This is a genomic window from Chitinophaga sp. CC14 (assembly GCF_048957795.1).
GTDB lineage: Bacteria > Bacteroidota > Bacteroidia > Chitinophagales > Chitinophagaceae > Chitinophaga > Chitinophaga ginsengisegetis.
The window spans coordinates 404,090-430,447 of the sequence record NZ_JARBFY010000003.1; the positions used below are offsets into that span (position 1 = coordinate 404,090).

General features: G+C 47.1%; 25 protein-coding genes. 18 read left to right on the forward strand and 7 right to left on the reverse strand.

Annotated features, from left to right (window positions below; all coding sequences use genetic code 11):
• Window positions 1–9 precede the first annotated feature (9 nt).
• Genes PV783_RS11690 through PV783_RS11710 form a run of 5 tightly spaced genes read left to right on the forward strand, consistent with a single transcriptional unit; the run spans window position 10 to window position 1,987 of the window.
• The gene (locus tag PV783_RS11690; protein WP_420988103.1) at window positions 10–288 is read left to right on the forward strand and encodes a hypothetical protein; all 279 of its coding nucleotides are present in this window, start codon (window positions 10–12) and stop codon (window positions 286–288) included.
• Window positions 263–559, forward strand: a complete 297-nt coding sequence (locus PV783_RS11695; RefSeq protein ID WP_420988104.1) for a hypothetical protein — start codon at window positions 263–265, stop codon at window positions 557–559. Before PV783_RS11690 ends, PV783_RS11695 begins: the two co-directional genes overlap by 26 nt.
• A complete protein-coding gene (locus PV783_RS11700; RefSeq protein ID WP_420988105.1) occupies window positions 556–867 on the forward strand; it encodes a hypothetical protein in 312 nt (103 codons plus the stop codon). Before PV783_RS11695 ends, PV783_RS11700 begins: the two co-directional genes overlap by 4 nt.
• Window positions 864–1,442 (forward strand): hypothetical protein, encoded by a 579-nt coding sequence (locus tag PV783_RS11705; RefSeq protein ID WP_420988106.1) that lies wholly within the window; start codon window positions 864–866, stop codon window positions 1,440–1,442. The genes PV783_RS11700 and PV783_RS11705 overlap by 4 nt, the downstream gene beginning before the upstream one ends.
• The gene (locus PV783_RS11710; RefSeq protein WP_420988107.1) at window positions 1,439–1,987 is read left to right on the forward strand and encodes a glucosaminidase domain-containing protein; all 549 of its coding nucleotides are present in this window, start codon (window positions 1,439–1,441) and stop codon (window positions 1,985–1,987) included. Before PV783_RS11705 ends, PV783_RS11710 begins: the two co-directional genes overlap by 4 nt.
• Window positions 1,988–2,402: 415 nt before the next feature.
• On the opposite strand, the gene PV783_RS11715 is transcribed toward PV783_RS11710, so the two are convergent.
• Window positions 2,403–2,639, reverse strand: a complete 237-nt coding sequence (locus PV783_RS11715) for a hypothetical protein (protein ID WP_420988108.1) — start codon at window positions 2,637–2,639, stop codon at window positions 2,403–2,405.
• Between the two features lie 263 nt (window positions 2,640–2,902).
• Here PV783_RS11715 and PV783_RS11720 point away from each other — a divergent pair, with 263 nt between their 5' ends.
• The 6 genes from PV783_RS11720 (at window position 2,903) to PV783_RS11745 (ending at window position 10,396) form a co-directional block, all read left to right on the forward strand.
• A complete protein-coding gene (locus PV783_RS11720) occupies window positions 2,903–4,045 on the forward strand; it encodes a glycosyltransferase family 4 protein (protein ID WP_420988109.1) in 1,143 nt (380 codons plus the stop codon).
• 1 nt (window position 4,046) lies between these two features.
• Complete coding sequence (locus tag PV783_RS11725) at window positions 4,047–4,613, forward strand: L-threonylcarbamoyladenylate synthase (protein WP_079468600.1); 567 nt, start codon at window positions 4,047–4,049, stop codon at window positions 4,611–4,613.
• A gap of 70 nt (window positions 4,614–4,683) precedes the next feature.
• Window positions 4,684–6,120 carry a CCA tRNA nucleotidyltransferase gene (locus PV783_RS11730; protein WP_079468599.1) on the forward strand — a complete coding sequence of 479 codons (1,437 nt, stop codon included), beginning with the start codon at window positions 4,684–4,686 and terminating at the stop codon, window positions 6,118–6,120.
• A gap of 100 nt (window positions 6,121–6,220) precedes the next feature.
• Complete coding sequence (locus PV783_RS11735) at window positions 6,221–6,799, forward strand: IS1096 element passenger TnpR family protein (protein ID WP_079468598.1); 579 nt, start codon at window positions 6,221–6,223, stop codon at window positions 6,797–6,799.
• Window positions 6,800–6,926: 127 nt separating this feature from the next.
• Window positions 6,927–7,829 carry a tRNA (adenosine(37)-N6)-dimethylallyltransferase MiaA gene (gene miaA / locus PV783_RS11740; RefSeq protein WP_420988110.1) on the forward strand — a complete coding sequence of 301 codons (903 nt, stop codon included), beginning with the start codon at window positions 6,927–6,929 and terminating at the stop codon, window positions 7,827–7,829.
• Between the two features lie 203 nt (window positions 7,830–8,032).
• On the forward strand, window positions 8,033–10,396 hold the full coding sequence (locus PV783_RS11745; protein WP_420988111.1) for an ABC transporter permease: 2,364 nt from the start codon (window positions 8,033–8,035) through the stop codon (window positions 10,394–10,396).
• A gap of 72 nt (window positions 10,397–10,468) precedes the next feature.
• Here PV783_RS11745 and PV783_RS11750 read toward each other — a convergent pair whose 3' ends face one another.
• Entirely contained in the window at window positions 10,469–12,022 is a 1,554-nt protein-coding gene (locus tag PV783_RS11750) for an OmpP1/FadL family transporter (protein ID WP_420988112.1), read from the reverse strand.
• A gap of 158 nt (window positions 12,023–12,180) precedes the next feature.
• Window positions 12,181–13,194 carry a hypothetical protein gene (locus tag PV783_RS11755; protein ID WP_420988113.1) on the reverse strand — a complete coding sequence of 338 codons (1,014 nt, stop codon included), beginning with the start codon at window positions 13,192–13,194 and terminating at the stop codon, window positions 12,181–12,183.
• Window positions 13,195–13,478: 284 nt separating this feature from the next.
• Between PV783_RS11755 and proS the strand changes: the two genes are divergently transcribed.
• The 3 genes from proS to PV783_RS11770 all read left to right on the forward strand — a co-directional run bounded on the left by proS (window position 13,479) and on the right by PV783_RS11770 (window position 18,757).
• On the forward strand, window positions 13,479–14,954 hold the full coding sequence (gene proS, locus PV783_RS11760) for a proline--tRNA ligase (protein ID WP_420988114.1): 1,476 nt from the start codon (window positions 13,479–13,481) through the stop codon (window positions 14,952–14,954).
• Window positions 14,955–15,074: 120 nt separating this feature from the next.
• Window positions 15,075–17,999 (forward strand): histidine kinase, encoded by a 2,925-nt coding sequence (locus tag PV783_RS11765; RefSeq protein WP_420988115.1) that lies wholly within the window; start codon window positions 15,075–15,077, stop codon window positions 17,997–17,999.
• A complete protein-coding gene (locus PV783_RS11770; RefSeq protein WP_078672331.1) occupies window positions 17,996–18,757 on the forward strand; it encodes a LytR/AlgR family response regulator transcription factor in 762 nt (253 codons plus the stop codon). Before PV783_RS11765 ends, PV783_RS11770 begins: the two co-directional genes overlap by 4 nt.
• Window positions 18,758–19,030: 273 nt before the next feature.
• Here PV783_RS11770 and PV783_RS11775 read toward each other — a convergent pair whose 3' ends face one another.
• Window positions 19,031–20,605, reverse strand: coding sequence for a trypsin-like peptidase domain-containing protein (locus PV783_RS11775; RefSeq protein WP_079468591.1), 1,575 nt, complete (start codon window positions 20,603–20,605; stop codon window positions 19,031–19,033).
• A 236-nt stretch (window positions 20,606–20,841) separates the two neighbouring features.
• The gene (locus tag PV783_RS11780) at window positions 20,842–21,840 is read right to left on the reverse strand and encodes an acyl-CoA reductase (RefSeq protein WP_079468590.1); all 999 of its coding nucleotides are present in this window, start codon (window positions 21,838–21,840) and stop codon (window positions 20,842–20,844) included.
• Between the two features lie 94 nt (window positions 21,841–21,934).
• On the opposite strand from PV783_RS11780, the gene PV783_RS11785 reads away from it, so the two are divergent.
• From PV783_RS11785 to PV783_RS11800, 4 genes are all read left to right on the forward strand, one after another.
• Complete coding sequence (locus PV783_RS11785; RefSeq protein ID WP_079468589.1) at window positions 21,935–22,282, forward strand: 4Fe-4S dicluster domain-containing protein; 348 nt, start codon at window positions 21,935–21,937, stop codon at window positions 22,280–22,282.
• Between the two features lie 147 nt (window positions 22,283–22,429).
• On the forward strand, window positions 22,430–23,416 hold the full coding sequence (locus PV783_RS11790) for a D-alanine--D-alanine ligase (RefSeq protein ID WP_420988116.1): 987 nt from the start codon (window positions 22,430–22,432) through the stop codon (window positions 23,414–23,416).
• 26 nt (window positions 23,417–23,442) lie between these two features.
• Complete coding sequence (locus tag PV783_RS11795; protein WP_079468587.1) at window positions 23,443–24,261, forward strand: PASTA domain-containing protein; 819 nt, start codon at window positions 23,443–23,445, stop codon at window positions 24,259–24,261.
• Between the two features lie 34 nt (window positions 24,262–24,295).
• Entirely contained in the window at window positions 24,296–24,601 is a 306-nt protein-coding gene (locus PV783_RS11800) for a rhodanese-like domain-containing protein (RefSeq protein WP_079468586.1), read from the forward strand.
• 67 nt (window positions 24,602–24,668) lie between these two features.
• Here PV783_RS11800 and PV783_RS11805 read toward each other — a convergent pair whose 3' ends face one another.
• Complete coding sequence (locus PV783_RS11805; RefSeq protein ID WP_079468585.1) at window positions 24,669–25,064, reverse strand: RidA family protein; 396 nt, start codon at window positions 25,062–25,064, stop codon at window positions 24,669–24,671.
• A gap of 49 nt (window positions 25,065–25,113) precedes the next feature.
• Window positions 25,114–26,247, reverse strand: coding sequence for a hypothetical protein (locus PV783_RS11810; protein ID WP_111580005.1), 1,134 nt, complete (start codon window positions 26,245–26,247; stop codon window positions 25,114–25,116).
• Window positions 26,248–26,358 lie beyond the last annotated feature (111 nt).

Consider the following 26,358-nt stretch of genomic DNA (forward strand, 5'->3'; position numbering starts at 1 on the left):
GCATTGTTCATGTACATCGTAACATTTACGGTGTGGCCGCTTTTATGGAAGGGTGCCTTCTATCAGGGTTTAGCCCTGGCCATAATGATGCACTGGGTAGCGGACTATTTACCGGTTAAATATCCAGTGTTTCATAAAAAGATCATCCTATGCGGCGTATTGTGCGCCATGAATAACCTGCTCGATGAATTGTTTTTCGATCCGAAGAGCTACCAGGTAAATGAGTATGTACTCCTATTTCTTATAGCCTTAATTATTATCGGTGGAAAGAGAATTTCGGGTGTTTAAGATCCCACAAGCATGGAAAAAATACATATGGGGTGGCATTATTGGTGTCCTTCTTTACTTCCTTAAGCTTTCAGAGCAGGAGCGCAAGGCCATGCAGAAGGATTTAAAAGATTGCTATAAAGGAAGGTTGATGGATAAAGTAATGGATTCAGATATAAAGAGGAAAGCCGACAGTATAATGATTCAGCGCTTGATGGATCGGGCTATTGAAGATGCCGATAGGCGTATCATCCAGCCCAAAATTGATAGCATAAAAAACAGCCAGCTATGAAAAAAGCATTCGTGGCGCTCGTGTTGTCGCCATTTATATTTGCCGGATCAGCCGGCAATTACTACTCGGGAACTCAGCAATCTTTGCCCGATTCCTCCTTAAAGGCTATTATCCAACAGAAAGCCGACAGCTTTGCTTACGCTACACTTGTGGAAATAGATAGCCTGTGCCGGCGACCGGTGATGTTTGTGCAATACAGTGATCTTGATAAACGCCCTGATGGTAGAATTTTCCGGTGGGATACATGGGTGACCGTAACGGGGCTGGATACGATTTATTCTCACACTGAAATAAAACGGATACGATGAGATGGTTGCTGATATTTCTTATTGTACTAACCGGATGCATCACGGAGCGCGGCGCGAGGCACTATGCTACGGATCACCCGGAAAAATTCGCCGATTTCTGCGGGACATATTATCCGGTGGTCTCAGGTCCTATCCCCGAATATCGCCCAGCGAATAATACCAATTACTTAACCGCCCTGGATAGTTTAATCTGGACCGGCGATGATTTGACCGCCCGGTTTAAGATGGACAGTGCCCGCGCAGCGGACAGTATTTCCCGGGCATGTGCTGACCTGGTAACCGGATATGCGCGACAGGTAGATAGCTTGTCTGCCAAAATTAAGAGCCTGCGATCATGGTATAAACCATGCTGGCCGGATACGGTGCCGGCTCCATACCCTGTACTGGATAACGCCAAACTCAATGCCGCCAACAGGAAAATCGCTGAATTGTCTCAGGACAACCAAACCCTCAAAGCGCAGATAGCCGGCCAGAAAACAGCCAATAACCGGCAAAACTGGTATTGCTACCTATTTGGCATTCTGACCATTCCCGGAGTATGGGGTCTTTTTAAACTGATTAAAGTATTTATATGAACGCAAACGATAAGATCAGCATTTTCATAAAATTAAATTTCCCTGCCGCCATTACATGCTGGCGTGATACAGGGATACCGACATTATTCATGTTAGCCCAGAAGGGGCTGGAAAGCGGCTGGGGCGATCATGCGCCACAATTCAATTCCTCCGGCATGACACCTGGTCCGGCATGGAAAGGGCGCACACAGTTGCTAAGAACCGAAGAAGATTTCCCGGATAATAACCGACAGCTGCATAAGTTCCCTGAAGTTATCAGCATCACGGCATATACAAAAGACGGTAAGACCAGATATAAATGGGTGGTGCGCCGGCTATTCCGTGCATATGATTCTGCTGCAGAAGCATGGACGGATTATGGTCGGTTTCTGAAGGAGCAGAAGCGCTATGCTTCTGCCTTTAACTTCAGCGATCCGAGGAAATTTGCCGATGCAATAGCCGCCGCCGGATATGCAACAGGCCCAAAATATGCAGAAGAGCTGAAGAAATGTATTACCTCTGTAGAAAACCGACTACCTATACTTAACCTGACCCTACCAGTATGAAGCACCAGCAGCAACCTGTCGGCATAGTCATTTTAAACCAGTAAAATATAATAAACCTGAATGAAGTAAAATTACCAACTGTTGGAAGCATAGTACATTATCATGCCATCCGAGACAAGGAACTACAGCATTCATTCGGCAATATTCTGCCGGCAATTGTAACGGAAGGATGCGATAAGGCACCAACACTAACGATTTTTACAATGAATGCCACGGATCCTGTTGTGCTCCGGCTGTCCGTCTCTCATAAATCCTCTGTTGAGATAGGTGAAGATGGCCTGCCCGGCACAGATTATTGGGATTGGCCCGAGAATAGATAACTGCGCAAATACACCGCGTACTGCCCCCGGACCTTGCCTTAAAATGATCGCTTATGCAGTAATCCCCCTTTCACCCCGGCCTTTTTAAAATCCGCTCACAAGGCGGATTTTTTATTTTTAATCATCTCCACTAAAATCTGGATATCATCTATTGTTAATTCGGATTTGTTACTATAGTGTCTCCACTCTCCGCGCATTTCAGTGAAAGTTCCCCGGTGGAAATTATCTATTGTTAAGAATATTTGACCGCCCGCACCGCTCGGTTCTGATAATACCACTTTCTTCTTTTCATCTCCGTATGCTGCGTAGAACACAATATCCTTCATTAGCATAAAATACTTATTTACATATTCGTATAATATTAAATGTAATTTTAGTTTTTACTACGTATAGCACAAATTTAGACACAGGTAATTTTAACTCCGCGCAAACGCTTATCGGTACAGCCGATTGACGCTTATTTGTATTAATGCAAACATAATACGTAGAAAATAAAATTACGAATTACAAAGAGGTATTTCCGGAAATCTTATCAGATATACGTAATTCGCCATCTGTAATCCGTAATTTTGCCTTTTGTGGAAGAAAGAACTTTATGAAAATAGGATTCGACGCCAAACGCGCATTCCAGAACGACACTGGTCTTGGGAATTATAGTCGTACCCTGATATCATCTCTGGCAAAGGATTTTCCGGAAGATGAATATTACCTGTTTGCCCCAAAGCAAACAGGTATGTACGATCTTAGTGCCCTGCCGGATCTTAAAGTAGTGGTGCCGGAAAAGCCGCTGTACCGCTGGTTTAAATCAGCCTGGCGCAGCCGTTTTGTGGTAAAGGACCTGTTACGTTACCAGGTTGGTATTTATCACGGCCTCAGTCATGAATTGCCGTTTGGTATCCATAAAAGCGGTATCAGGTCGGTAGTTACCATGCACGATCTTATTTTTGAAAGATACCCGGAGCAGTACAATCCTATCGATGTAATCACGTATCGCCGTAAGGCCCGCTACGCCTGCCATCAGGCCGACAGGGTAGTGGCCATCAGCGAGCAGACAAAGCAGGACCTGATCACCTACTATCATACCCCGGCCGATAAAATTGATGTGGTATACCAAAGCTGTGATCCTTCTTTTGCCGTTACTTATCCCGATGATGATATTGCTGCAATGGGCGCCAGGTACCGTTTGCCGTCGCAATATTTTCTGTATGTAGGGTCGCTGATCGAACGGAAAAACCTGTTAGGCATTGTAACGGCCATGAATACACTAAAAGGTACACTGGATTTACCATTGGTGGTATTGGGCAATGGCAGCGGTTATAAAAAGAAAGTAAAAGCATACCTGGCAGCAAACGGACTCACACAACAAGTGATTTTCCTCAATGAACAGGTACGGCTTAAGAACAGTGAGTTGCCCCTCCTGTACCAGGGCGCGGTGGCGCTCCTTTACCCGTCTTTCTTCGAAGGATTCGGGATCCCCATACTGGAGGCCCTCTGGAGCCGTACACCGGTGATCACTTCCCACGGATCCTGTTTTGCAGAAACTGCGGGAGATGCAGCCCTGTACGTAGATCCCCGGGAGCCCGGCTCCATTGCGGATGCCATGAGGCAGGTAATTGAAAATCCTTCCCTGGTAAAGCAGATGCAGGAAAAAGGATGGCAGCATGCACAACGTTTTACCCCCGAAAAGTGCGCTGCCGCCATGATGAAAGTATATAAACAACTAAATAAGAAAATATAAAATGTTTGAAGATGATATCAGTGCGGCCATGCCGGTGCTGCGTACCGGCGGACTTATCCTTTATCCTACAGACACTATCTGGGGCATCGGCTGCGATGCCACCGATGAAACGGCCGTACAGAAAATTTATGCCCTCAAAAAACGGAGCGAAAGCAAAAGCCTGGTAATATTACTGGCTGATGCGAAAGACCTGCTGCATTATGTGGCTAATCCACGGCCCGATATGGCAGACATCATCGCCGGTTTCACACGCCCCACCACCGTTATTTATGAAGGCGCACTCGGACTGGCCCCCAACGTTATCAGCGAAGATGGCAGCATCGCCATCCGCATCGTGAAAGATCCTTTTTGCCGCCACCTGATCAAAAGATTACGTAAGCCACTGGTTTCTACCTCTGCCAATATCAGCGGGGAACCCTCGCCGGCCAGCTTCCGCGAAGTGTCTGCCAACATCCGGAATGGCGTGGATTATGTGGTAAAGTACCGGCAAAACGATGAAACCACCAGCGCCGCATCCAGGATTATCAGGATAAACAAAGACGGTTCAATCGTGATAATCCGGGATTAAAATCGTTTATTTATTACATTTGCGCCCTGGTTTCAGAGAAAGGAATAAAAATTAACAGGAATATTTAAATATGATCAGCAGCAAGCCGTTGGACATACCCTGCTCCCTGCAGGAAAGAAAAGTGCTGGAAAAGATAGCATTGGCCGCCCATGAACTGGGCGTTCCTGCCTATCTGATCGGGGGCTTTGTGCGGGATAAACTGTTGGGAAGGAAAACAAAAGATATGGACATTGTGTGCGTAGGCGATGGCATCGCACTCGCACACAAAGTCGCAGAAAGCTTAGGCAACAACATTCCCGTTAACTTCTTCAAAACCTATGGTACCGCCCAGGTTAAACTGAATGACCTGGAAATAGAATTCGTTGGCGCCCGCAAAGAAAGCTACCGCGAAGAATCCCGCAACCCCGAAGTGTCTGCAGGTACCCTGCAGGACGACCAGAACCGCCGCGATTTTACCATCAACGCAATGGCTATCAGCCTCAGGGACATCGACTATGGCTCCCTGCTCGATCCGTTCGACGGCCTCGCCGATCTCGATAAGAAAATTATCCGGACTCCCCTGGCGCCCGCTCAAACCTTCAGCGATGACCCCCTGCGCATGATGCGTGGCATCCGGTTTGCTTCCCAGCTGCAGTTTACCATCGAGGAAGGCACCTTCACGGCAATACAGGAAAATGCAGAACGGATCAGGATCATTTCCCAGGAAAGGATCTCCGATGAGTTCAATAAAATAATGCTCTCAGTAAAACCCTCTGTAGGACTGGACCTCTTATATAAATCCGGCCTGCTCAAAATTATTTTCCCCCAAATGATCGATATGGTGGGAGTGGAGATGTACGAGGGAAAAGGGCACAAAGATAATTTTTATCATACCTTGCAGGTAGTAGACAATATATCGGAAAATACAAAAGATCTTTGGCTACGATGGGCAGCACTGTTACACGATATCGGGAAGCCCGCTACCAAAAAATTTGAACCAGGTCATGGCTGGACTTTTCACGGCCACGACGCGGTGGGCGGCAAAATGGTTCCCCGCATCTTTGGCAAAATGAAACTGCCATTGAGCGAGAAAATGAGATTGGTAAAGAAATTGGTAGAACTACACCTGCGTCCCATCAGCCTCACCAAAGAAAACATAACAGACTCGGCTATCCGGAGATTACTCTTCGATGCCGGAGACGACATAGAAGGACTGATGATGCTGTGCGAAGCGGATATTACCTCAAAAAATAAAACCAAGGTTAAACGCTACCTCGAAAATTTTGAACTGGTGCGCAGACGCTTGAAAGAAGTGGAAGAGAGCGACCGGATCCGCAACTGGCAACCTCCCATAACCGGGGAAATGATCATGGAAACATTTGGGCTGAAACCAGGCAGGATCGTAGGTGATCTGAAAAGTGCCATCAGGGAAGCGATCCTGGACGGCGAAATCCCAAATACTTACGAGGCGGCATACGCATTTTTATTGGAAAAAGCCGGCGCATTGAATCTAAGCCCGGTTAAATAAAATTGGTAATTTTACATACCATAATAAAGTACACTAGCATTCAGGATCAACCGCTCATTGCGGAGTGTTTAATCATTAAATAACTTATAACCTTTTTGTCATGCCGGTTTTGAAATTCAGAGTTTACTGGGAAGAAGATGAAAGTGTCTACAGAGACATTGCCATTAAGCCGAATCAGACGTTTTTATTATTTCACCAAGCAATTTTGCAGGCATTCGAATTTGATTCAAAACACAAAGCCACCTTTTTCCGCAGCAATGATAACTGGCAACGTGGCCGGGAAATCATCCTGGAAGCAGATAATCAACCCCGCAAAGCAGAACCCCTGCTGATGGCGGATACTATGATTGCTGCCGCAGTGAAAGATCCTAATCAGAAATTTATCTATCTCTACGATTTCGCCAAAAACTGGTCGTTCCTCGTAGAACTCATCGGCGTTTCCAAAGACGAAAACAGCAAAGTGGTTTACCCTGCCTGCGTGCGCAAAGAAGGTCTTGCCCCCAGCCAATATGGCACCAAAGGCCTGGTAGGTGATAAACTCGTGGAAATGGAAGAAAAATATGACCTCAATAAAGAAGGTATGGATGCCGATGGCTTCGGCGAAGAAGGTGAAGAAAGCGACGCTCTGGGCGGCGATGGTGCAGAAGAATTTGGCGGAGAAGAAGAAAATAACTTTTAAATAGAACTGTCAGTCGTTTTAGGGATCTGTTTATTTTTTGCAGAGATCACCCGTTTCATCCACTTAGCTGAAATGGCCCGTCTCCCGGAAAAAATAAACAGATCCCTAAATATTTAGTGCAATACTTATGCAAAAAACCGTCATCATTATCGCAGGTCCCACCGCTTCAGGCAAAACAGCTTTGTCCGTTCAAATGGCGCAACTGTTTAAAACAGCCGTGATCTCTGCAGATTCCCGGCAATGCTACCGCGAAATCAGCATCGGCACAGCAAAGCCCTCCCCGGAAGAATTGTCGGCGGTTCCCCACTATTTCATTAATTCCCACAGCATCCGTGAAGATGTAAATGCCGGCGTTTACGAGAAACTGGCCCTCGGATACGCCCGCGAAATCTTCGAAAAAAACGACGTTGCCGTGATGTGCGGCGGCACCGGTCTTTATATCAGGGCCTTTGCGGAAGGCATCGACGATATGCCTGTTATTGCCCCGGGCATCCGCACCCGCCTCAATGAACAGTATGCGCAACACGGCCTCGCCTGGCTGCAACAACAACTGCAGCAACGCGATCCCGGCTTTTACGCTACCGCGGAAACACAAAATCCCCAACGCCTCATCCGCGCCCTGGAAGTACTCGACGCCACCGGTCAGTCTATTACCACCTTCCGCAGCGCTACCCGCTCCCCCCGCGATTTCCGGGTGATTAAAGTAGGCATCACCCTGCCAAAGGAACAACTGCATCATAACATCCATTACCGCGTAGATGCAATGGTGCACGCCGGACTGGTGGAAGAAGTCCGCTCCGTACTGCCTTACCGCGAACACAACGCCCTCCGCACCGTGGGATACCAGGAAATATTCAGCTTCCTCGACGGATATATCTCCCTCGATCAGGCCATCGACGATATTAAAACACATACCCGCCAATACGCAAAACGGCAACTCACCTGGTTCAGAAAAGATCCTGCATTCACCTGGTTTGATCCACGCGATACCGCAGATATCATGACCCATGTACAGCAACAACTAAAATGAGAATTGCCCCACGCAGGATTTTACCACCAGCGGTAACACCCCAGTATACATCTCCCGGAAAAATAATTACGGACAACCACTGTACTGAAACCGGACATTTGTCATAAATATAAAATATATAAATCTCTTGTATTTAAAAGCCTGATAACATGGCATTTTCTTAGCTGCTCCGTGTGCGCACACCTCACAAAAACATGTTGCTTATGTTTAAAAATTACCTGAAAACAGCCTGGCGTCATCTGCTGAAAAACAAGCGTTTTACTATCCTCAATCTCATTGGACTGTCTACCGGTCTCGCCTGTACGTTGCTGATCTGTTTGTGGGTGTACGACGAACTGAGCATCGACCACTTCCACAAAAACGACCGCCGCCTCTTCCAGGTAATGGAAAATCAGCCACATGAAAAAGGCATCACCACTTCTGATGGAACACCCGCATTGCTGGCGGCTACATTGAAAGCAGATATGCCGGAAGTGGAAAATGCCACTGTGAGCACACCCGCTTCCTGGTTTCCTAAAATAGCGCTGACCACCGGTAACAAAAGCACTAAATCGGCTGGCATATTTGCCGGCCAGGATTACCTCCAGGTATTTTCCTATCCCTTGCTGCAGGGAAACAGCCGGCAGGTATTACAGGATAAAAACAGCATCGTTATATCTGAACAGCTCGCGCATACATTATTTGGCACCACCGATGCCATTGGAAAAACAATCACCTGGCAGGTAGACCGGTTCAAAAAGATCAGCACCGTTTCCGGCGTGCTGGCCAAACTCCCTTCCAATGCTTCCACCCAATTCGATTGCCTGCTGCCTTTCGATGCATTCCGGGAAATTATGAACATCACTGCATTAGACCCGCAAGGACCGTTCAATACCTTTCTCGTAATGAAGGAGGGCGCCGATATCCCCGCCTTTAATGCAAAGCTGAGTAACTTCATGACCAGCCTCACCAAAGGCAGCGCCACACCCCGCAACCTGTTCCTGCAGCGCTACAGCGATCATTACCTGCATGGCAATTATGAAAACGGCGTTGCCGCCGGTGGCAGGATCAGCTATGTAAAACTGTTCTCCCTCATCGCACTTTTTATCCTGGTAATTGCCTGCATTAATTTTGTAAACCTCTCTACCGCACAGGCTTCCGGCAGAATGAAGGAGATGGGGATCCGCAAAACAATTGGCGCCAACCGCCTGGCACTGATACTGCAATACCTCGGCGAATCTATGCTGATGACCATTCTTGCGCTCGGCATCGCGTTACTGCTGGTAGCCTTGCTGCTGCCGGAATTCAATCATATCACCGGCAAGGCATTGTCTTTTTCCCTGAATGGCAAGATGATAGGTATCATCGTTGCTGTGGCCCTGCTGACGGGCATCCTGGCCGGCGGCTACCCTGCGTTGTATCTCTCCGGTTTCAATCCGCTGCCGGTACTGAAAGGGAAAGTGCCTGGATCACCGGGGCAATTGCTGGCCCGCAAAGGTCTTGTGGTATTCCAGTTCACACTTTCAGTGCTGTTTATGGTAGCGGTGATAACGGTGTACCGGCAAATAGCTTATGTACAGCATACAAATCCGGGTTATGATAAAGACAACGTTGTATACTTCGATGTGGAAGGAAAAGTGCCGGAACATATTCCTGAATTCCTCGCAGCATTGAAAAGGATACCAGGCGTGGTAAATGCTTCCGGCATGGTGGGAAATGTACTGGGCGCGCCTTCCATAGGATGTACCTGGAAGGGCAGGGGCATCGTGGAAACAATTATGTGCCGTCCGTTTCCGGTGAATTATGATATGATAGAAACGCTAGGTATCGAGATGGCCGCCGGCCGTTCTTTCTCCCGCGACTATGGTGCAGATGATTCCAGGATTATTTTTAATGAAGCGGCCATCAGGGCAATGGGCATCGATAACCCTGTAGGCAAAGTGATCGAATTTAATGGAATGAAAACGGAGATAGCAGGCGTAGTGAAGAACTTTCATTTTCAATCTATGCACGAGACCATCAGCCCGTTGTTTTTCCGGCTGGATTCCCTGAACAGCACCGTGATGGTAAAGGTAAAAGGCGGACAAACAAAAGCAGTGCTGGATGCACTGGCAGCCTTCTATCAGAATTATAACCCCGGGTTTACGTTCGATTATAAATTCCTCGACGAAGATTACCAGGCGCAATACACGGCAGAGAAAAGAGTGGCCGCCTTATCAAAATATTTTACCGCACTCGCTATTGTGATATCCTGTCTTGGTTTGTTTGGCCTGGCTGCCTTTACCGCCGAAAGCCGGCGCAAGGAAATCAGTATCCGCAAAGTATTGGGCGCTACCGCCGCACATGTAATGATGATGCTTTCCGGCGAGTTCCTGCGGTCGGTACTGATCGCCGTGCTGATTGGGTTACCGCTGGCATGGTATTGTATGGACCGGTGGCTGCATAGTTTTGCATACCACATCGAGATGGGAGCGGGGGTGTCCCTGCTGGTAGGAATCAGTATGGTTGGCATTACCTTACTTACAGTGAGTTTTCAGGCTATCCGGGCAGCGTTGGAAAACCCGGTGAAGAATTTAAAAGCGGAGTGAAGTATCTGATAAATAGAAACGCCGGGATGTAATTACATCCCGGCGTTTCTATTTATAATAAGATGATGTTGTTTAGAATTTGAATCCTACTGTCAGCATAATATTGCTCCTGGTATAATCCAGTGTAGCTGCGGCAGGACTCAGCTGTGCATCATACACGGTGTAAGGCTGGTACCTGTCTTTGCCCTGGGTATAGCTATAGGTAGCATCAGCATAAAGACCTTTATTACGGAAGCCAATACCACCGCTGTAAACTTTGCGGGAAGCGTTTACGCCTGCATTGTATTTATCATCGCTGTATGGATTGCCATAGGAAGCAAAACCTGCCCTCACCGCATAGATCGCCATAAATTTAACCTCAGCGCCTACACGAATATTGGAAGTAGATTTATATACAGCGCTGATGTTATCGTTCAGATTTTTTTCTCCGGCTCTGTCATCACTCATTCTGAATTTACCAGAAGGGGTGTTCACAAATTCATAGTCGGCAGTAATAAAGCCTTGTGTACTTTGTGGCTCCTGCAGGTTACCGAAGAAATAGGATGCACCGGCTGCTGCACGTAAAGGCGCGGTGTAGTTGTAATCATATTCTACAGGGTAGCCTTCTGTTTGATCAAAGGAGGTGGAGCCTACTTCACCACGACCGTCTTCCACATCTGAATACAATTCAGAACTGTAGCTGTCGTGAAGAGAATACCAGGTAGGGGTAGTGAAGGTACCACCCAGTCTGAAGTGGTCAGTAACCTTATACAGGATACCAATTTTACCACCAACACCTAAACCGGTACGTTTCAGATCCTTGTAATAATCGAAGTAGCCAAAGTTGTTGCCTTTGTTGCTGCTGGCATCATCTTCCGACCATGCCAGGGATTCTTTATAATTAATACTGGGGAGGTTCAGGCTGGCGCCGATATACAGGCGATCGCCGTAGTTACCGCCAATAGCAAAAGTATATTCATTTAAACCACCTTCTGTTTTCAGGGTACCTCTTTGCTGAATGCCTTCGGTAAGTCCTCCGATCTGCCTGGAAGGAGAGGCCAGTGTCATGGGTTCTTTGTTACCACTGGTGGGCTGGTAATCAGCCAGTAAACCGGTGCTGAATCCAAGATCGGTGCCCAGCGCCTGTGTAGAGGTGCTGCCATCGAATATATCATCTACAAAACGGTCTGAATAAGATGATTTGGTATTGTGGCCTGCAATGGCAATTTCGTTGTTATAATTGGCCAGGCGCTCTAAACCCAGTGAAAAGGTAATGTTGTTCCAGGTGCTGCTGCCGCTGTTCTTGTTGGTAGCCATGATCAGCCCGATGGACGGCAACTGGAAATTGCTGCGGCTTCCTTTATTATCAAGCTGGCCGTTACCGAGGTAATTAGAGGTATTTTGAGAGATGCCTACGCCACCTGAAATATGAAATTCGCCGGTCTTAAAGATGGCAATACCTGCCGGGTTAATGTGAGCGGATGAATAGTCTCCTCCCAGGCCCACACCTGCACCGCCCAGCGCCTGGGTTCTGGCTGTACCATGAGGCTGCAGGGGAGAATAAAGTAATGCGTCGTTGGAACTCTGGCCTAGTGCTGTTACAGAAATAAACAAGCCACCTAAAAGAGGATAAAGTCTTTTAATCATAGTCGGTATTCTTAAAATGAGATTTGCTAGCAGGTTATTTAACGGTTGTTAAGGTTTTGCTGCGATAAGTATAACGTGCTGAACTGGCAAAACGTGTGCGAGATAAAAAATAAGCGTAGGTTTTTAGGCTACGCTTATCTTGTAAATGATTTTTATAATTAACGGCCTCCTCTGGATGGACGGCTGTAGCCACCACCGCCGCCGCCACCGGAATTACCACCACCTACACGACCACCGCCGGAGCTGGGGGGAGTGTAACTTGGAGCCGGAGTAGGAGCAGGTCTGCTGTATTCTGTTCTCTGCGGACGGGAATAACCACCGCCATTGTTGCTGTTGCCGCTGTTGTTCTGATAAGCAGGTCTGGTTACTGGTCTTTCAGAACTGGACTGCTGGAATACACGGCGTGGTCTTTCACCACCGGATGTACCGCCATTGGCAGGCTGGAAAGTACCGGTTCTGGAAGGACGGGTATAACCGCCGCCGCCTGTGCCGCCACTGTTGGTATAATCGGCCCTGCGAACTCTTTCGTTACCGCCTCTTACGGAACCATAGGAGTTGGAAGGACGTGTAGTATAATGTCCGTAGTAACCGCCACCACCGTAGTAGCCACCGTGGCCATAGTAGCCGCCGTAGTACGGGTAGTAGTAAGAAGGCCAGTAGCTACCTACATATGGGTAACCCCATCCGCCATAGAAGCCGCTGCTCCATGGGCTGTAGTAACCACCCATTCCCCAGCCGAATCCAAGACCCAAACCGAAGGATGGACCATAAAAGCTGCTGTACGGGCTGTAGCCAAAACCAAAGCCACTACCGTATCCCATGCCAAAGCCACTGCTCAGGTACATGTTGGAGGCTGCGTTGTAACCATCCCAGTAATCACCGGAATAGTTGCTGCCACTGCCAAATCTGTTTAAGCGACGCTGGTAATCACCCTGGTCATCATCCTGGTAGGTTACATAGGTTCCGCCATCTTCCTGTGTTCCTTCAACATAGTTTGCATCGTTTTCATCCTGGCGGCTGTTGCCGTTCGAACCATTGTTGGAGGCATAGGTACGCTGCTGCTGACGCGGAGAATAGTATACATCATCCGGAGTCTGAGCCGTTTTATAGGTACTGGAACACGCTCCCAGTGCGAGCGATGCGGCCAGTCCAATGTATAATATAGGCTTCATTTGAAATATGTTTTAAGCGTGATTCGTGTAGTAAATTTACTTCTTTTAAACGGATATTACGGGAAGAAAGTTACAATAACACAGGCTACGTTATATTATTTTGTGATAAGTGTTTGCAACGTTATGTTTTTCATCTATGTTTGTGGAATTTTCTTCTTAATATAATTGGACAAAAACTAAGCCAATCCGGCCTTTGGCACCCGGCGGACGGATTTAATTTTGTCTCGACAAATTTAACCAGAATTGGCTTAAAAATAACGGTATATAAATAAGGTATAATTTTTATGAGTAAAGAGATTACGGCCCGCTCGGAAGACTATTCAAAGTGGTATAACGACCTGGTATTGAAAGGCGGACTGGCAGATTATTCTGCAGTGAAAGGATGTATGGTAATTAAACCATACGGATTTGCTTTGTGGGAAGCCATGCGCGATGTATTGGACCGCAAATTCAAAGAAACCGGTCACCAGAACGCCTATTTCCCGCTGTTCATCCCTAAAAGTTTTTTAAGTAAAGAAGCCGCGCACGTGGAAGGATTCGCCAAAGAGTGCGCCGTAGTAACCCACTACCGCCTCAAAAATGATCCCAACGGCGGCGGCGTAATTGTTGATCCGGATGCCAAACTGGCGGAAGAACTGATCGTTCGCCCCACTTCTGAAACTATTATCTGGAATACATATAAAGACTGGATCCAGTCTTACCGCGACTTACCCCTCCTGATCAACCAGTGGGCAAACGTTGTGCGCTGGGAAATGCGTACCCGCCTGTTCCTCCGTACCACGGAATTCCTGTGGCAGGAAGGCCATACGGCCCACGCCACCGCGCAGGAAGCCATCGAAGAAACAGAACAGATGCTGAACATCTATGCTGACTTCGCAGAAAACTATATGGCGGTGCCTGTGGTTCGCGGACTGAAATCACCCAGCGAAAGATTTGCCGGCGCCGTGGAAACCTACTGCGTGGAAGCCATGATGCAGGATGGTAAAGCCTTACAGGCCGGTACCTCTCACTTCCTCGGACAAAATTTTGCCAAAGCATTTGATGTCCAGTTCTCTAATAAAGAAAATAAACTGGAACACGTGTGGGCTACCTCCTGGGGCGTGTCTACCCGCCTGATCGGCGCACTCATCATGGTACACAGCGATGATGAAGGTCTTGTAATGCCGCCAAAAATTGCACCTATCCAGGTAGTAATTGTGCCTATTTATAAAGGCCCCGATCAGAAAGCCGGACTGGATGAAAAAGTAAATGTTATTGTTAAGGAACTGAGAAGCGCCGGTATCAGCGTGAAATACGATGATTCCGATAATAACCGTCCGGGCTGGAAGTTTGCCGAATACGAAATGAAAGGCGTACCGGTTCGTATAGCCATCGGTGCGAGGGATCTCGAAAACAATGTGGCCGAAGTAACCCGCCGCGATACCAGGGAAAAAATGAGCCTGTCGCTCGATGGTTTACCTGCGCGCATCGCCGGACTGCTCGACGAAATACAACTCAACCTGTTCAATAAAGCAAAAGCTTACCGCGATAGTCATATTACCAGTGTAGATACTTTTGAGGAATTTGAAAAAGTGCTGGACGAAAAAGGCGGCTTTGTATCTGCTCACTGGGACGGTACCGCCGAAACGGAAGAACAGATCAAAGAACGCACAAAAGCTACTATACGCTGCATCCCGCTCAATAACCCGCAGGAAGCTGGCACGTGTATCCTGACCGGTAAACCATCCAAAGAAAGGGTGCTTTTCGCAAGAGCGTACTAGGAAAGATGTTTCATATTAAGTATTACGGGGCCGGATTTTTGCGGAAGTTTCCCTAAAAATCCGTAACTCGTAATACTTACAGGTAATACTCCTGCAATAAACCATTAAAATCCGATGCCCTTGAACCGTTTTATAATGTTATGGGGGTTGGTCTTCTTTTGCACTGTTACAACAACCCTCGCGCAGGGGCTGATGATCCGTAACTATAATGTAAAGGACGGACTGGCCAACGCTACTGTTTATGCTGCTGTGCAGGATAAAGACGGTTTCATATGGTTTGCAACTCCCACCGGTGTCAGCAAATTTGATGGTAAAAGATTCCGCAACTACGCCAAAAAAGACGGTCTTACAGATAACGAGGTGGTGAAACTCGCCGCCGACTCCAAAGGGAGGGTATGGTTTTTTACCCTCAACGGAAAGCCTTCCTTCTATGAGAAATCAGTGATTCACAGCGAAGACAATGATTCCTCCCTCATTTTTAACAGCCGTAGCCACTACATGCAGTATGCCTTTGAAGGGCAGGGCGGTTACATGTGGTTCCTCAACACCAACAACCGCATCGTTCAATACAACGGCAAAAAAACAATCTACGATAAACTGGGCGCCTCCGGATCAGACCTGTATTTCCTGATGCGGAACGACAGTATCTTTCATCCGCTGCAGGCTTCCTTTCACCTCGAAAGCCTGCACGATCCGGGTAATACACAACAACAGATTTACCCCGTATCCCCGTACCCGTTAGATGACTCTGCACTGCACAACCGGATCAATAAAAGCGCTATCGTCATCATCCGGAACACGCTGTACTCCTATACCGCCAAAGATGCGGTATGCTTTTTTAACGGCGCGGAGTGGGGAATTAAAGATGATATCAGCCACATATGCATTGATAACGATAACCTGTGGATAGGTACCCAGCGCGCCTTATACTACCTCAAAGGTTATTTTAACGGAGAACGGAAAATCATCCGGCTGCTGGATAATCATTTCATTACCTCCCTGCTGAAAGACAGGGACGGCAACATCTGGATCACCACTTTCGGTGACGGTGTGTATAACATCCCCTACAAGAATTTTTACTTCAGCTATCTCGATAATACCAACGGACTTTATTCACATTCTATTTTCAGTATCAGCAAAGACAAGAAAAATGACCTGTTGCTGATAGGGCAGAATGCCGGCATCCTCAATACAATGGACGGGGATAACAATATCCGGCAATACACAGTGGATACCACTTCCGGCCGGAACAGCGTACTTTCCATTACCCCGTATACCACCGATAATGTACTCATCGGCACGGATAACGGTTTGTATAAGTTCAACACCGTGTCCCGGAAAACATCTCTCTTAAAAGCCGTAAAAATGCTGAAAGATGTAGATGTGTCGCCCGGTGGAAAAATCAGGATTGCCGCCAAAAACCAGGTAGTAGCGCTGGATGATTACGCCATCAGCGACCTCGATATGCTGGTTACCTCGTTAGCCAGCATCAACGACTCCGCTTATTATGTAGGTACCAACAATGGCCTGTTCTTTTGTACCGACCGCAAACGGCAACTGCTGCCTGCCGGTGCAGATACCCTGCGGAAGGTGAGTATCAAAGATCTGAAATGGATTGATGGCTCCCTGTGGATTGGCACCAGCGACAGGGGGATTTATGTGATGCAAAACGATAGTGTGGTAAAACACCTGTCAACCGCCAACGACCTCGCCAGCGATATCTGCCAGCAACTTTACTACGATGGCGTGGGCCGGCTGTATGTAGCCACAAACCACGGTGTATCCGTAATTGATGTAAAAACGCAAACGATTACACGTAATATCACCTCCAGCGACGGCCTGATGTCTGATGACATCCGGGGTGTTTACGCAGATAACGACATACTGTACATTGCTACCTCTAACGGCCTGTGTTACTTCAATGCGGATCATATCCCGGTGGATACCGTGCCGCCGGTGATTTACCTGAATAACATCCGTTATGGCGACAGCACGTTCCTGGCCTCCAATAATTTTGTACATCTCTATAAACGTAAAGCTTCGTTTGAAGCAGAATTTGGTACCATCGTTTTTGATTTGCCGGAGCTGGTGGAATACCAGTATAATTTTTCGGGAGATACAACCAGCGGCTGGGTAACCACCATGTCTAACATCATCCCGTTCCCCGACCTGCAGCCGGGCAACTACACCCTGATGATAAGGGCCAGGAAATACAAGAGCGACTGGTCAAAACCGGTGAGTATAGATGTGAATATCCTGCCCCGCTGGTACCAGCAATGGTGGGCGAGAGGTATTCTGCTGCTGGCCGGGCTGCTGGTGGTGCTGATAGGATTGCGGTATATCATCCGGCGGATTAAGCAGGCGGAGAAACGTAAAACGGAATATAACCGGCGTATTGCAGAGCTGGAAGCCAAGGCGCTGACCAACCAGATGAACCCGCATTTTATTTTTAATTCGTTGAATTCCGTTCAGCACCTTATATTGGAGAAAGAAGAGAAGCAGGCGCTGAACTTCCTGGCAGACTTTGCTACGCTCATGAGGCAGATGCTCAATAACTCCAGGAAGTCGTATATATCGCTGGAAGAAGAAATCGCTTTCCTGACCCGTTACCTGGAGTTGGAAAAGATCCGGTTTGCCCATTCCTTTACCTATCACTTTATCATGGAAGATGCTTTGAAGGAATATACCATCTACATCCCGCCCATGATTATTCAACCGATAGTGGAAAATGCGATTAAACACGGATTGGCGCCTAAAAATATCAGCGGTTACCTGGAAATCCGCCTGGAAATGGTGGATGACCTGTTATATTGTTCGGTAGACGACGACGGAATAGGCTGGGATAAGTCGAATAGCATTAAAAGTTCAAGGCTCATTAAACACGAGTCTACTGCACTTAGCGTGATTAAAGAGCGGTTGCAGATTATAAAATCTTTTAATGGAAGTGTTGGAAAGTTAGAAATTATTGATAAATTTAAATCTGGTTTCGGCAATAAGGAAGGTACCTTAGTTGAAATACTGATTCCCATTGTTAAGATGTTATGAGTAATATAAAAGCTGCCATTGTAGACGATGAAGTCCGCAACATTCATATTTTACGCAATATACTCGAGAACTACTGCAAAGATGTGACAGTTGTCGGTGAGGCGCAGAATATCAATGAGGCGGCAGAAATGATAAAAAATAACCCCATTGATGTTCTGTTTCTTGACATTGAGATGCCACCACACAATGGATTTCAGCTATTGGAAATGTTTCCGGTGCTGAATTTTGAAGTTATTTTTATCACTGCTTTCCAGGAATACGCACTGCAGGCAATTAAGTTTGCTGCGCTGGATTACCTGTTGAAACCAATCAAGGTCAGTGAAGTGGAAGATGCACTTGAAAAAGTGAAGAAAAGCAAGAAGGGACGACTCAACGAGCTGGCATCCATACTGAAAGACTACGTTAAGAACAACGATAACGCCTTCTCAAAGATCGTTATACCGGTGAATGACGGGTATAATGTAATCGATCTGAAGGATATTATCTATTGTGAAGCCTTTGACAGCTACACTAAAATCCAGCTGATCAATAACGTATCTCACCTGATCTCCAAGTCATTGAAGGAGTATGAGGAAATGCTCTCCGATAAAGGTTTTTACCGGGTGCATAAATCCTTCCTCATCAATATTCACCACATCGTAAAAATCATTAAAGGACTGGGAACAGCCGTGGTGATGAGCGATCAGAAGAATATTCCAATCTCTTCCCGTAAAAAAGATGAGTTCTTTACCCAGCTGAAAGGGGTGATCAATCTCTGATATTATTAATTTACGCTAATTATTAAAGCCGGTGAGCCATCGCTCAACCGGCTTTTTTGTGCGTTGCCTAAGCCAATCCACCCGTTTACGGATTGCCCCGCCAACTTATCATATGCTTATACTATTTTTCTAATAGGTTTTCATAGAATGACTGATTACATGCCCTGCTTTTTCAGGCAATGCGTGTACGACTTAAATGAAAAAGTCCCGCTCCGGCCAGCCGGAAACGGGACTTTTATTTTTTAAGACCTAAAACCCGGTTACTTCAGGGGATCAGAGGTTTTCGGCGCCAGCGCCGGTAGCAATATTATAGTAATAGATATTTCCGCCTTTTTCAGGATAGAAACCTATCAGCTTCAGATTCTTTTGTTTTTCCACCACCTGGCTGAGTTCATCCACAGAGGTGATCTGTGTATTGCCGGCTTTCAGGATTACAAAGCCCGGAGCCATTGTGGTTTGTTTTTTCAGGATACCGTTGCCGATATCATTTACGATTACACCGCCATTCACACCCAAACGGGCGGCCTGGTCTTTATCAAGTTCGGAGAGGTCCGCACCCAAACGATCCAGTGCAGTTACCTTTACCAGGTCCGTATTGCCTTTCAGGTTCTTCATCACTACATTGTCCACGGTCACTTCTTTACCATCGCGCAGGTAGCTTAAACTGATCTTATCGCCTGGTTTATAGCGCGCCACCTGTTCGCTCAGCTGGGAAGTGGTAGGAATTTTTACGCCGTTCACTGCAGTGATCACATCACCGGTACGGATACCTGCGGCCGCAGCAGAGCTGTTGGGCAATACATCTGTTACCTGTACGCCGTTTACATCCCTTTTGATACCGGCATCCTTTAACTGCTCATCGCTCATATTGGCAATGAGGGAGGACGGCGCATATCTTACACCGAGGTAAGCCCGTTGTACGTTACCATATTTCAGGATATCGTTCACCACTTTTTTGATGAGGTTTACCGGGATCGCGTAGGAGTAACCTGCATAAGAGCCTGTTGGAGAGGCAATCGCAGAGTTAATACCTACCAGTTCGCCGGCAGTGTTCACCAGTGCGCCACCGCTGTTACCCTGGTTTACAGCGGCATCCGTTTGTATAAAGGATTCGATGGCGCTGTTCACTTTGCCGCCGCTTCTGTTGATACCGATAGAGCGTGATTTGGCACTCACGATACCCGCAGTTACGGTAGCATCCAGGTTAAGCGGATAACCTACCGCCAGTACCCATTGTCCTATTTCCACATTGTCGGAGTTGCCATACAGCAGGTAAGGAAGGTCTTTGGCGTCAATTTTAATAACCGCCAGGTCCGTGCTGGGGTCGGTTCCTATCATTTTTGCTTTGAATACTTTGTTTTCGTTGCTGAGGGAAACGCTGATTTCATCGGCGTCTGCAACTACGTGGTTGTTGGTTACAATGTAACCATCTGCAGAGATCAGTACGCCGGAACCGGAAGCCATCTGGCCTGGAACGTAGTACCTGCGGCCATCTCCGCCACCGTTAAATTCATCTCCAAAAAAATCATCTCCAAAAAGGTCCTGCAGGATACTGCGTCTTCTTTGCAGGTTATTGCCATTGGTTACCTGCCTGGGGTTGATCTTTGTTTTGATATGTACTACACCCGGCACTGCTGCCTTGGCCGCGGTGGTAAAGTCGGAAGGTGGGGTGGCATTCGCATTCCCTTCCGTACCCGGCATGTAGCGCGCATAGTTTACGGGAATTTCAGTACCATTCTGGAAAACAATCGGCTGCTTCGGCTGGATATATTTGCCATACACAAATATGGAGGCAGCTGCCGTTACAGCACTGATAAGAACAGTCGTAACAATTTGCTTGAATTTCATATTATAGTGTGTTTGCGTGATAATTAATAATAACGCCGGGATATGATCAATTTACATGCCCTGACTACAAATTTAATTCGCGCCATGAATCAAACGCAACAGGGGTGATTTACTTTAACACATTTTTATATCAATCGTTAAACACAGCTTAATACCCCACTGACAGGCATGGCAGCCCGCCTGTCAATATAACAAGTAATTGCGACAAATTGTTAGGAGGGGAGTGCCCTCCGTTCTTATAACTCCAGCAGGAACTTCATGGTATCTACACCGTCTGCGTAATCAGTAAGTGATGGTTGCTGGGCATAACCGAACGGCGTGAACTGTTGTCCTACCAGGCATTGCACGGCGTCTTCCCCGGAAAGCTCCTGTTGCAGCTGGGCCATATCTACATAATAACTATAGTGTAAAACACTGATGGGAGAAAACAGGCCGGTATTTTCCTGCAGCAGGATACTGCCGTTAGTCATATAGGGGCTGCTGTTCAACAGCAGCAGGGCCAGGTTATAATCGTAGTTGTTTTTGTATTTATGATGATCGGCGAGGTGGCTATACTTTTCCAGCGCTTTCAGCAGGGGGGCAAAGTCGTAGTTCAGCGGTACATATATCTTGGTAACGTTCCTGCATCCAAGACCGAAGTACAACATTACATCATCGGCCAGGGCAGCCAGTTCTTCCGGCGTTTCCTTACCGGTAAGGATGGCGGCGGAAGTGCGGTTATGACGGATAATGTGCGGGTATTTGGCGAAATAGTAGTGGAAATACCGGGCGGAGTTGTTGCTGCCGGTGGCAATATAGGCGTCGCAGTTTTTCAGCATATCCTGTATTTCCGTTTGATTGGCCTGGTCCGGATACCATTCACCGATCTTTTCCAGGATATGTTTCATCAGGATTTCATCTTTCCCGGAAAGTTTCATTTTTACCCGGTGCCCGCTGATGAACCCGCAAAGCCAGTCGTGGAAGCCTACCAGGGGAATATTTCCGGCAGAAACGATCCCCACGTTTTTAGGTGTCCGTTCTTCCGTAACTTTGGGGTATCCCTGCAACCACTGTTGTAAAGGGGCAGGGGAGAGGAAATAGCGGGAGATATTATCCAGTGCATTGTCTATAAAAGGGGGAATAAACCAACCATTGGCAATATATGCGCGTTCTTTTACTGCTTCCAATTCCGGGCTCTTATCCGCCAGATACTGCCCCAGGCGCACCAATGCGGCTTCTTTTTCTGCTATGTTCATGAAACTATATAAATAATGACCTAATTAAACCGGGAAAATTTTATTTTTGTCACACAAAATTAATGGCTTACTACTTAACCAAAAAGTTTACACTATGGCAATTAAGATAACAGACGAATGTATAAACTGTGGCGCCTGCGAACCGGAATGCCCCAATAATGCGATATACGAGGGTGGTGTTGAATGGGCGTTAGCCGACGGTACCACCGTAAAAGGCTCCTATACATTAATGGATGGTAGTGTACTGGATGCTGACCAGCGAAATGCGCCTATCAGTGTAGATACCTACTATATTGTGCCCAACAAATGTACAGAATGCCAGGGATTTCATGAAGAACCGCAATGTGCGGCGGTTTGCCCGGTAGATTGCTGCGTTCCTGACGAAATGTACCAGGAAACCGTAGACGAACTGATGGAAAAGAAGGCAAAACTGCACGTTTAAAATATTCTCAAGGAAGCTTAATAACCGTTCCCGCTCTGGCTGGGACGGTTTTTTTATGTAATTTGAACAGCCACCGCCCGCAAGTGCTGTGGCTCTTGACAATTAACAAATAACCTTTAACTTTACCCGCTTATAGTAAAATATCTTATGAAGAAGAATATAGCTTTGGTCGCCGGTGGATATTCCGGAGAATATGTGATATCCGTACAAAGTGCCGTAACTATTGAAAATAATCTGGATAGCAGTAAATATAAGGTATACAAGATTATTATCACCAAAGAGAGCTGGAGCCATACAGGCGCCGATGGACAGGTGACTGAAGTAGATAAAAATGATTTTACCTTAACCATCAACGGAAAGAAGATCATTTTTGATTCCGTATTTATTGGTATTCATGGCACACCGGGAGAAGACGGCCGCCTGCAGGGATACTTCGAAATGCTCGGTATTCCGTTTACCAGCTGTGGCATGGTTACCTCCGCGCTCACATTCAACAAAAGCTATTGTAATAAGGTAGTAGATGCGCTGAAAGTGGTGAATGTGTCTAAATCCGTACATATTTTCCGCCATCAGCCATATAATACAGCGGAAATACTGCAGCAACTGCGTTTACCCGTGTTCGTAAAGCCGGCAGAAGGCGGCAGCAGCATCGGTATGTCGAAAGTAAAAACGGCCGAAGAGCTGCAACCCGCTATCGATAAAGCCTTTAAGGAAGACACCCAGATCCTGATCGAAGAATTTATCAAAGGCCGGGAACTGACGATGGGACTGTATCGCGCCAACAACGCCATTACCGTGCTGCCTATCACGGAGGTAGTGAGCAGCAAAGAGTTCTTCGACTACGAAGCAAAATATACCCCAGGCGTATCCAACGAAATTACCCCTGCACCCATAACAGACGATATTGCCCGCCAGGTACAGGAAATATCTGCTGTTATTTACAACAAACTGAATTGTAAAGGCATTGTGCGGGTAGACTTTATATATGAAGAAAGCACCGGGAAATTATATTTCCTGGAGATAAATACAATGCCCGGGCAGTCTGAAAACAGCCTGGTTCCCCAGCAGGTAAGGGCTGCAGGAAAAACACTGACGGAATTTTATGGCCTGCTTTTGGAAGAAAGCCTGAAGTAAGGATTATCACACTTAATATAATTATCGTGTTCGACTTTATTACCAAACGCTCTTTTTTATTTAATCTGCTGGCGGTTATTGTAATGTTTTTTGCCCTGGCCCTGTTGTTTTTCTCCATGCTGGGTTTCATCACCAAACATGGACAGCAGCAAACCGTACCGGATGTTCATGGGAAAAATATAAAGGAAGCTATTGAGTTGCTGGAGAAAGCCGGCTTTGAAGCCGATGTAAGAGATTCTATTTATATCGATTCTATTCCTCCCCTGGCAGTGTATGCACAAACACCCGACAAGGGAGCGCAGGTAAAGGTGGGCAGAACTATTTACCTGACAGTAAATAAAACAGTGGCGCCTATGGTGAAAATGCCGGACCTCGAAGGACTTACCTTCCGCAGTGCCGAAATGATGCTCAAAAGCATGCGTCTTAACGTAGGAGATACCATTTATAAACCCGACTTTGCCACCAACACCGTATTACAGCAACTGCTCAATGGCAGGAAGGTAAAGCCCGGCACCGAAGTGGCGGAAGGCAGCAATATCACCCTGATCCTCAGCAGCGGAACCGGCAGCGTGGAAAACCCGGTGCCTAACTTTGTAGGACTCACCTATGCAGAAGCCCGTGAAATGCTCAGCGCCAGCAATCTCAATCCAGGTACTGTGATCATTGATCCCAGTGTATCCGATACGGCAAACGCCTATGTGATCAAACAGGTGCCTACCCGTAAAAATGAAATCGGCGACTTTAACATGGTAAGAGCCGGTGAAAGCGTTGACTTCTGGTTATCAGCCACCAAACCGGTAACCGACAGCACCGCCGCCCCCAAACCAGTTGAAGAGGATAATTGAAAATGATGTAATTTGATTTTAAATACTTAATAACATGCAAAACATTACGGCAGAAGAACTGAAACAACGCATAGACAACGGTGAAGAACTTTATATATTAGACGTAAGGGAACCACATGAACGCGCAGAGTTCAACATTGGCGGTACGCATATTCCTTTGGGCTTTGTACAGCAGATGCAGGTGGATGAAATTGAGGACTGGAAAGACAAGGAAATTATCGTGTATTGCCGCAGCGGTAACCGCAGCGGGCAGGCATGTATGTTGCTCGACTCTATGGGCTTTACCAACACCAAAAACCTGGTAGGTGGTATGCTGAAATGGACAGAGCTGTATAAATAAGATGTAGTGCCTTCTGCGCTTGTTTGCCCGATTTGTGCCGGGAAGAATAAGCGCAGAAGTATTCCCTTCATCCCGCTTTCTGCTCTACAATAGCAGTGGCTTCTATCTCCACCAGGTAACGGGGATCAATCAGTTTACTTACTTCCACCATAGAAGTAGCCGGTTTGATGCTTTTAAAGAATTCCCCATGCGCCCTTCCGTATTCTTCCCACCTGGAGATATCTGTTACAAACATCCGGGTACGTACCACATCATGCAGTGTGGCGCCGGCGTTGATCAGCGCTGACTCTATTTTTGCCAGGGCAAATTTCGTTTGTTCATAGGCGTTACCTTCTGCTACCACCTTGTCGTTATCGGATGCTACGGTGCCGGATACTTCAATTACATTGCCTACCCTTACCGCACGGGAGTAACCTACTTTTCCTTCCCAGAGTGCGCCGGAGGAATAATTGGTGCGTTTCATAGCTGTTTTTTAGAAAGATGAGGAGATACACAAATCTACAACATCTTCTTTAGTGTGTGGCAGCGGTGTTATTCCCGGGAGTATCTGCCGGGGGCTGTGTAGTTCTGAACTTCACCACTTTGCCCAGCAAATCAAACCAGAAGGGCGCTCCCAGCGATATTGCCAGCGCGGTAATGCACCAGCCGGCGAAAACCAGCCAGCCGTTTTGCTGGAAAGGATGCGTATAGCCGCAACGCATGGTGATATGCCCGCCGGTAGTATCGGTAACACAGGCCCGGCTGATGCCCAGCACGTTCGCCGCATCGCCGGCATCGCTGCGTAGCAGGGCATATACGCCGAGCAGGGAGGTATCGCTTACCAGTATGCGAACGGAAGTATCCGCCCGGAAAAAGGCACTGTCTTTATGCAGCACGTTTTTACGTATAAGCGTATCAGTGATAGCGGTATAACCCGGCGCCCTGCTGGCTGCCAGCTGCACCATCTGTGATCTTACATTTTTGTCTTTCATCAGGATCCGCGCTATGGCAATGGAATCCACGTTAAACAATGCCGCAATGGCAATACCCATGCATAACAACCAGGTTTGCGTTTGCTTCCGGTACCAGCCGCTGGCCCGGGTCATGGTTTCGTTGAACCAGCCTTCCATATTGATCCGGAAGGCGGCTGTATTATGCCCGGCATCTTCAAACAATTGCAACAGGTGCTCCCTCGTATCCGGTACCAGGTGCAGGTAGTTATGCGTCAGCGCAGCTTTGATAGCCTGGGCATCGGTGCCTTTATGCTCCTGCACACTGCCGCGTAGCAGGTGTACCATTGTTTGGGAAAAGATCTGCGGACTGATATAGGCCGGGCGGGAAGTGGCGCTGTTTTCCCCCAGGTTCCGGATGGAAGGCGTGCTGTAAAACTTTTTAAGGAAAGGATTCTTCCGGAAAGGCTCAAAGAAATACACCACGCTCCACCCCAGTTCATAAAACCAGTTAAAGAAAGTAAACTTCCCAAACCAGCCCAGGTCTTTACTGTGATCATCTTCCTCCAGCATCCGGCGCAACCCTTTCGTTAACAGCCGCGCCCTGGAATTGAAGATCCTGGCAACCAGTTCCTGCACCACGGAGGCCAGCAAACTGTATAGCAGGTAAATGAAAATAAGGCCAAGCGCCACATCTATGGCCAGGTTACTAAACATAAGGATAGGTATTAAGTTGACATATTTACATAAAAGTAAATATTTATACCAAAGATAAAAGCGCACTACGCAATGTATTTGCAAACTCTCCGTTATGTTTTTTAACAAATT

Coding starts and splice junctions, on each gene's coding strand:
- PV783_RS11710 (WP_420988107.1), top strand. CDS start 1,439: ATGAACGCAAACGATAAGATCAGCATTTTCATAAAATTAAATTTCCCT.
- PV783_RS11725 (WP_079468600.1), top strand. CDS start 4,047: ATGTTTGAAGATGATATCAGTGCGGCCATGCCGGTGCTGCGTACCGGC.
- proS (WP_420988114.1), top strand. CDS start 13,479: ATGAGTAAAGAGATTACGGCCCGCTCGGAAGACTATTCAAAGTGGTAT.
- PV783_RS11715 (WP_420988108.1), bottom strand. CDS start 2,639: ATGCTAATGAAGGATATTGTGTTCTACGCAGCATACGGAGATGAAAAG.
- PV783_RS11800 (WP_079468586.1), top strand. CDS start 24,296: ATGCAAAACATTACGGCAGAAGAACTGAAACAACGCATAGACAACGGT.
- miaA (WP_420988110.1), top strand. CDS start 6,927: ATGCAAAAAACCGTCATCATTATCGCAGGTCCCACCGCTTCAGGCAAA.
- PV783_RS11775 (WP_079468591.1), bottom strand. CDS start 20,605: ATGAAATTCAAGCAAATTGTTACGACTGTTCTTATCAGTGCTGTAACG.
- PV783_RS11690 (WP_420988103.1), top strand. CDS start 10: ATGTACATCGTAACATTTACGGTGTGGCCGCTTTTATGGAAGGGTGCC.
- PV783_RS11730 (WP_079468599.1), top strand. CDS start 4,684: ATGATCAGCAGCAAGCCGTTGGACATACCCTGCTCCCTGCAGGAAAGA.
- PV783_RS11790 (WP_420988116.1), top strand. CDS start 22,430: ATGAAGAAGAATATAGCTTTGGTCGCCGGTGGATATTCCGGAGAATAT.
- PV783_RS11785 (WP_079468589.1), top strand. CDS start 21,935: ATGGCAATTAAGATAACAGACGAATGTATAAACTGTGGCGCCTGCGAA.
- PV783_RS11755 (WP_420988113.1), bottom strand. CDS start 13,194: ATGAAGCCTATATTATACATTGGACTGGCCGCATCGCTCGCACTGGGA.
- PV783_RS11780 (WP_079468590.1), bottom strand. CDS start 21,840: ATGAACATAGCAGAAAAAGAAGCCGCATTGGTGCGCCTGGGGCAGTAT.
- PV783_RS11735 (WP_079468598.1), top strand. CDS start 6,221: ATGCCGGTTTTGAAATTCAGAGTTTACTGGGAAGAAGATGAAAGTGTC.
- PV783_RS11745 (WP_420988111.1), top strand. CDS start 8,033: ATGTTTAAAAATTACCTGAAAACAGCCTGGCGTCATCTGCTGAAAAAC.
- PV783_RS11750 (WP_420988112.1), bottom strand. CDS start 12,022: ATGATTAAAAGACTTTATCCTCTTTTAGGTGGCTTGTTTATTTCTGTA.
- PV783_RS11720 (WP_420988109.1), top strand. CDS start 2,903: ATGAAAATAGGATTCGACGCCAAACGCGCATTCCAGAACGACACTGGT.
- PV783_RS11705 (WP_420988106.1), top strand. CDS start 864: ATGAGATGGTTGCTGATATTTCTTATTGTACTAACCGGATGCATCACG.
- PV783_RS11805 (WP_079468585.1), bottom strand. CDS start 25,064: ATGAAACGCACCAATTATTCCTCCGGCGCACTCTGGGAAGGAAAAGTA.
- PV783_RS11700 (WP_420988105.1), top strand. CDS start 556: ATGAAAAAAGCATTCGTGGCGCTCGTGTTGTCGCCATTTATATTTGCC.
- PV783_RS11810 (WP_111580005.1), bottom strand. CDS start 26,247: ATGTTTAGTAACCTGGCCATAGATGTGGCGCTTGGCCTTATTTTCATT.
- PV783_RS11770 (WP_078672331.1), top strand. CDS start 17,996: ATGAGTAATATAAAAGCTGCCATTGTAGACGATGAAGTCCGCAACATT.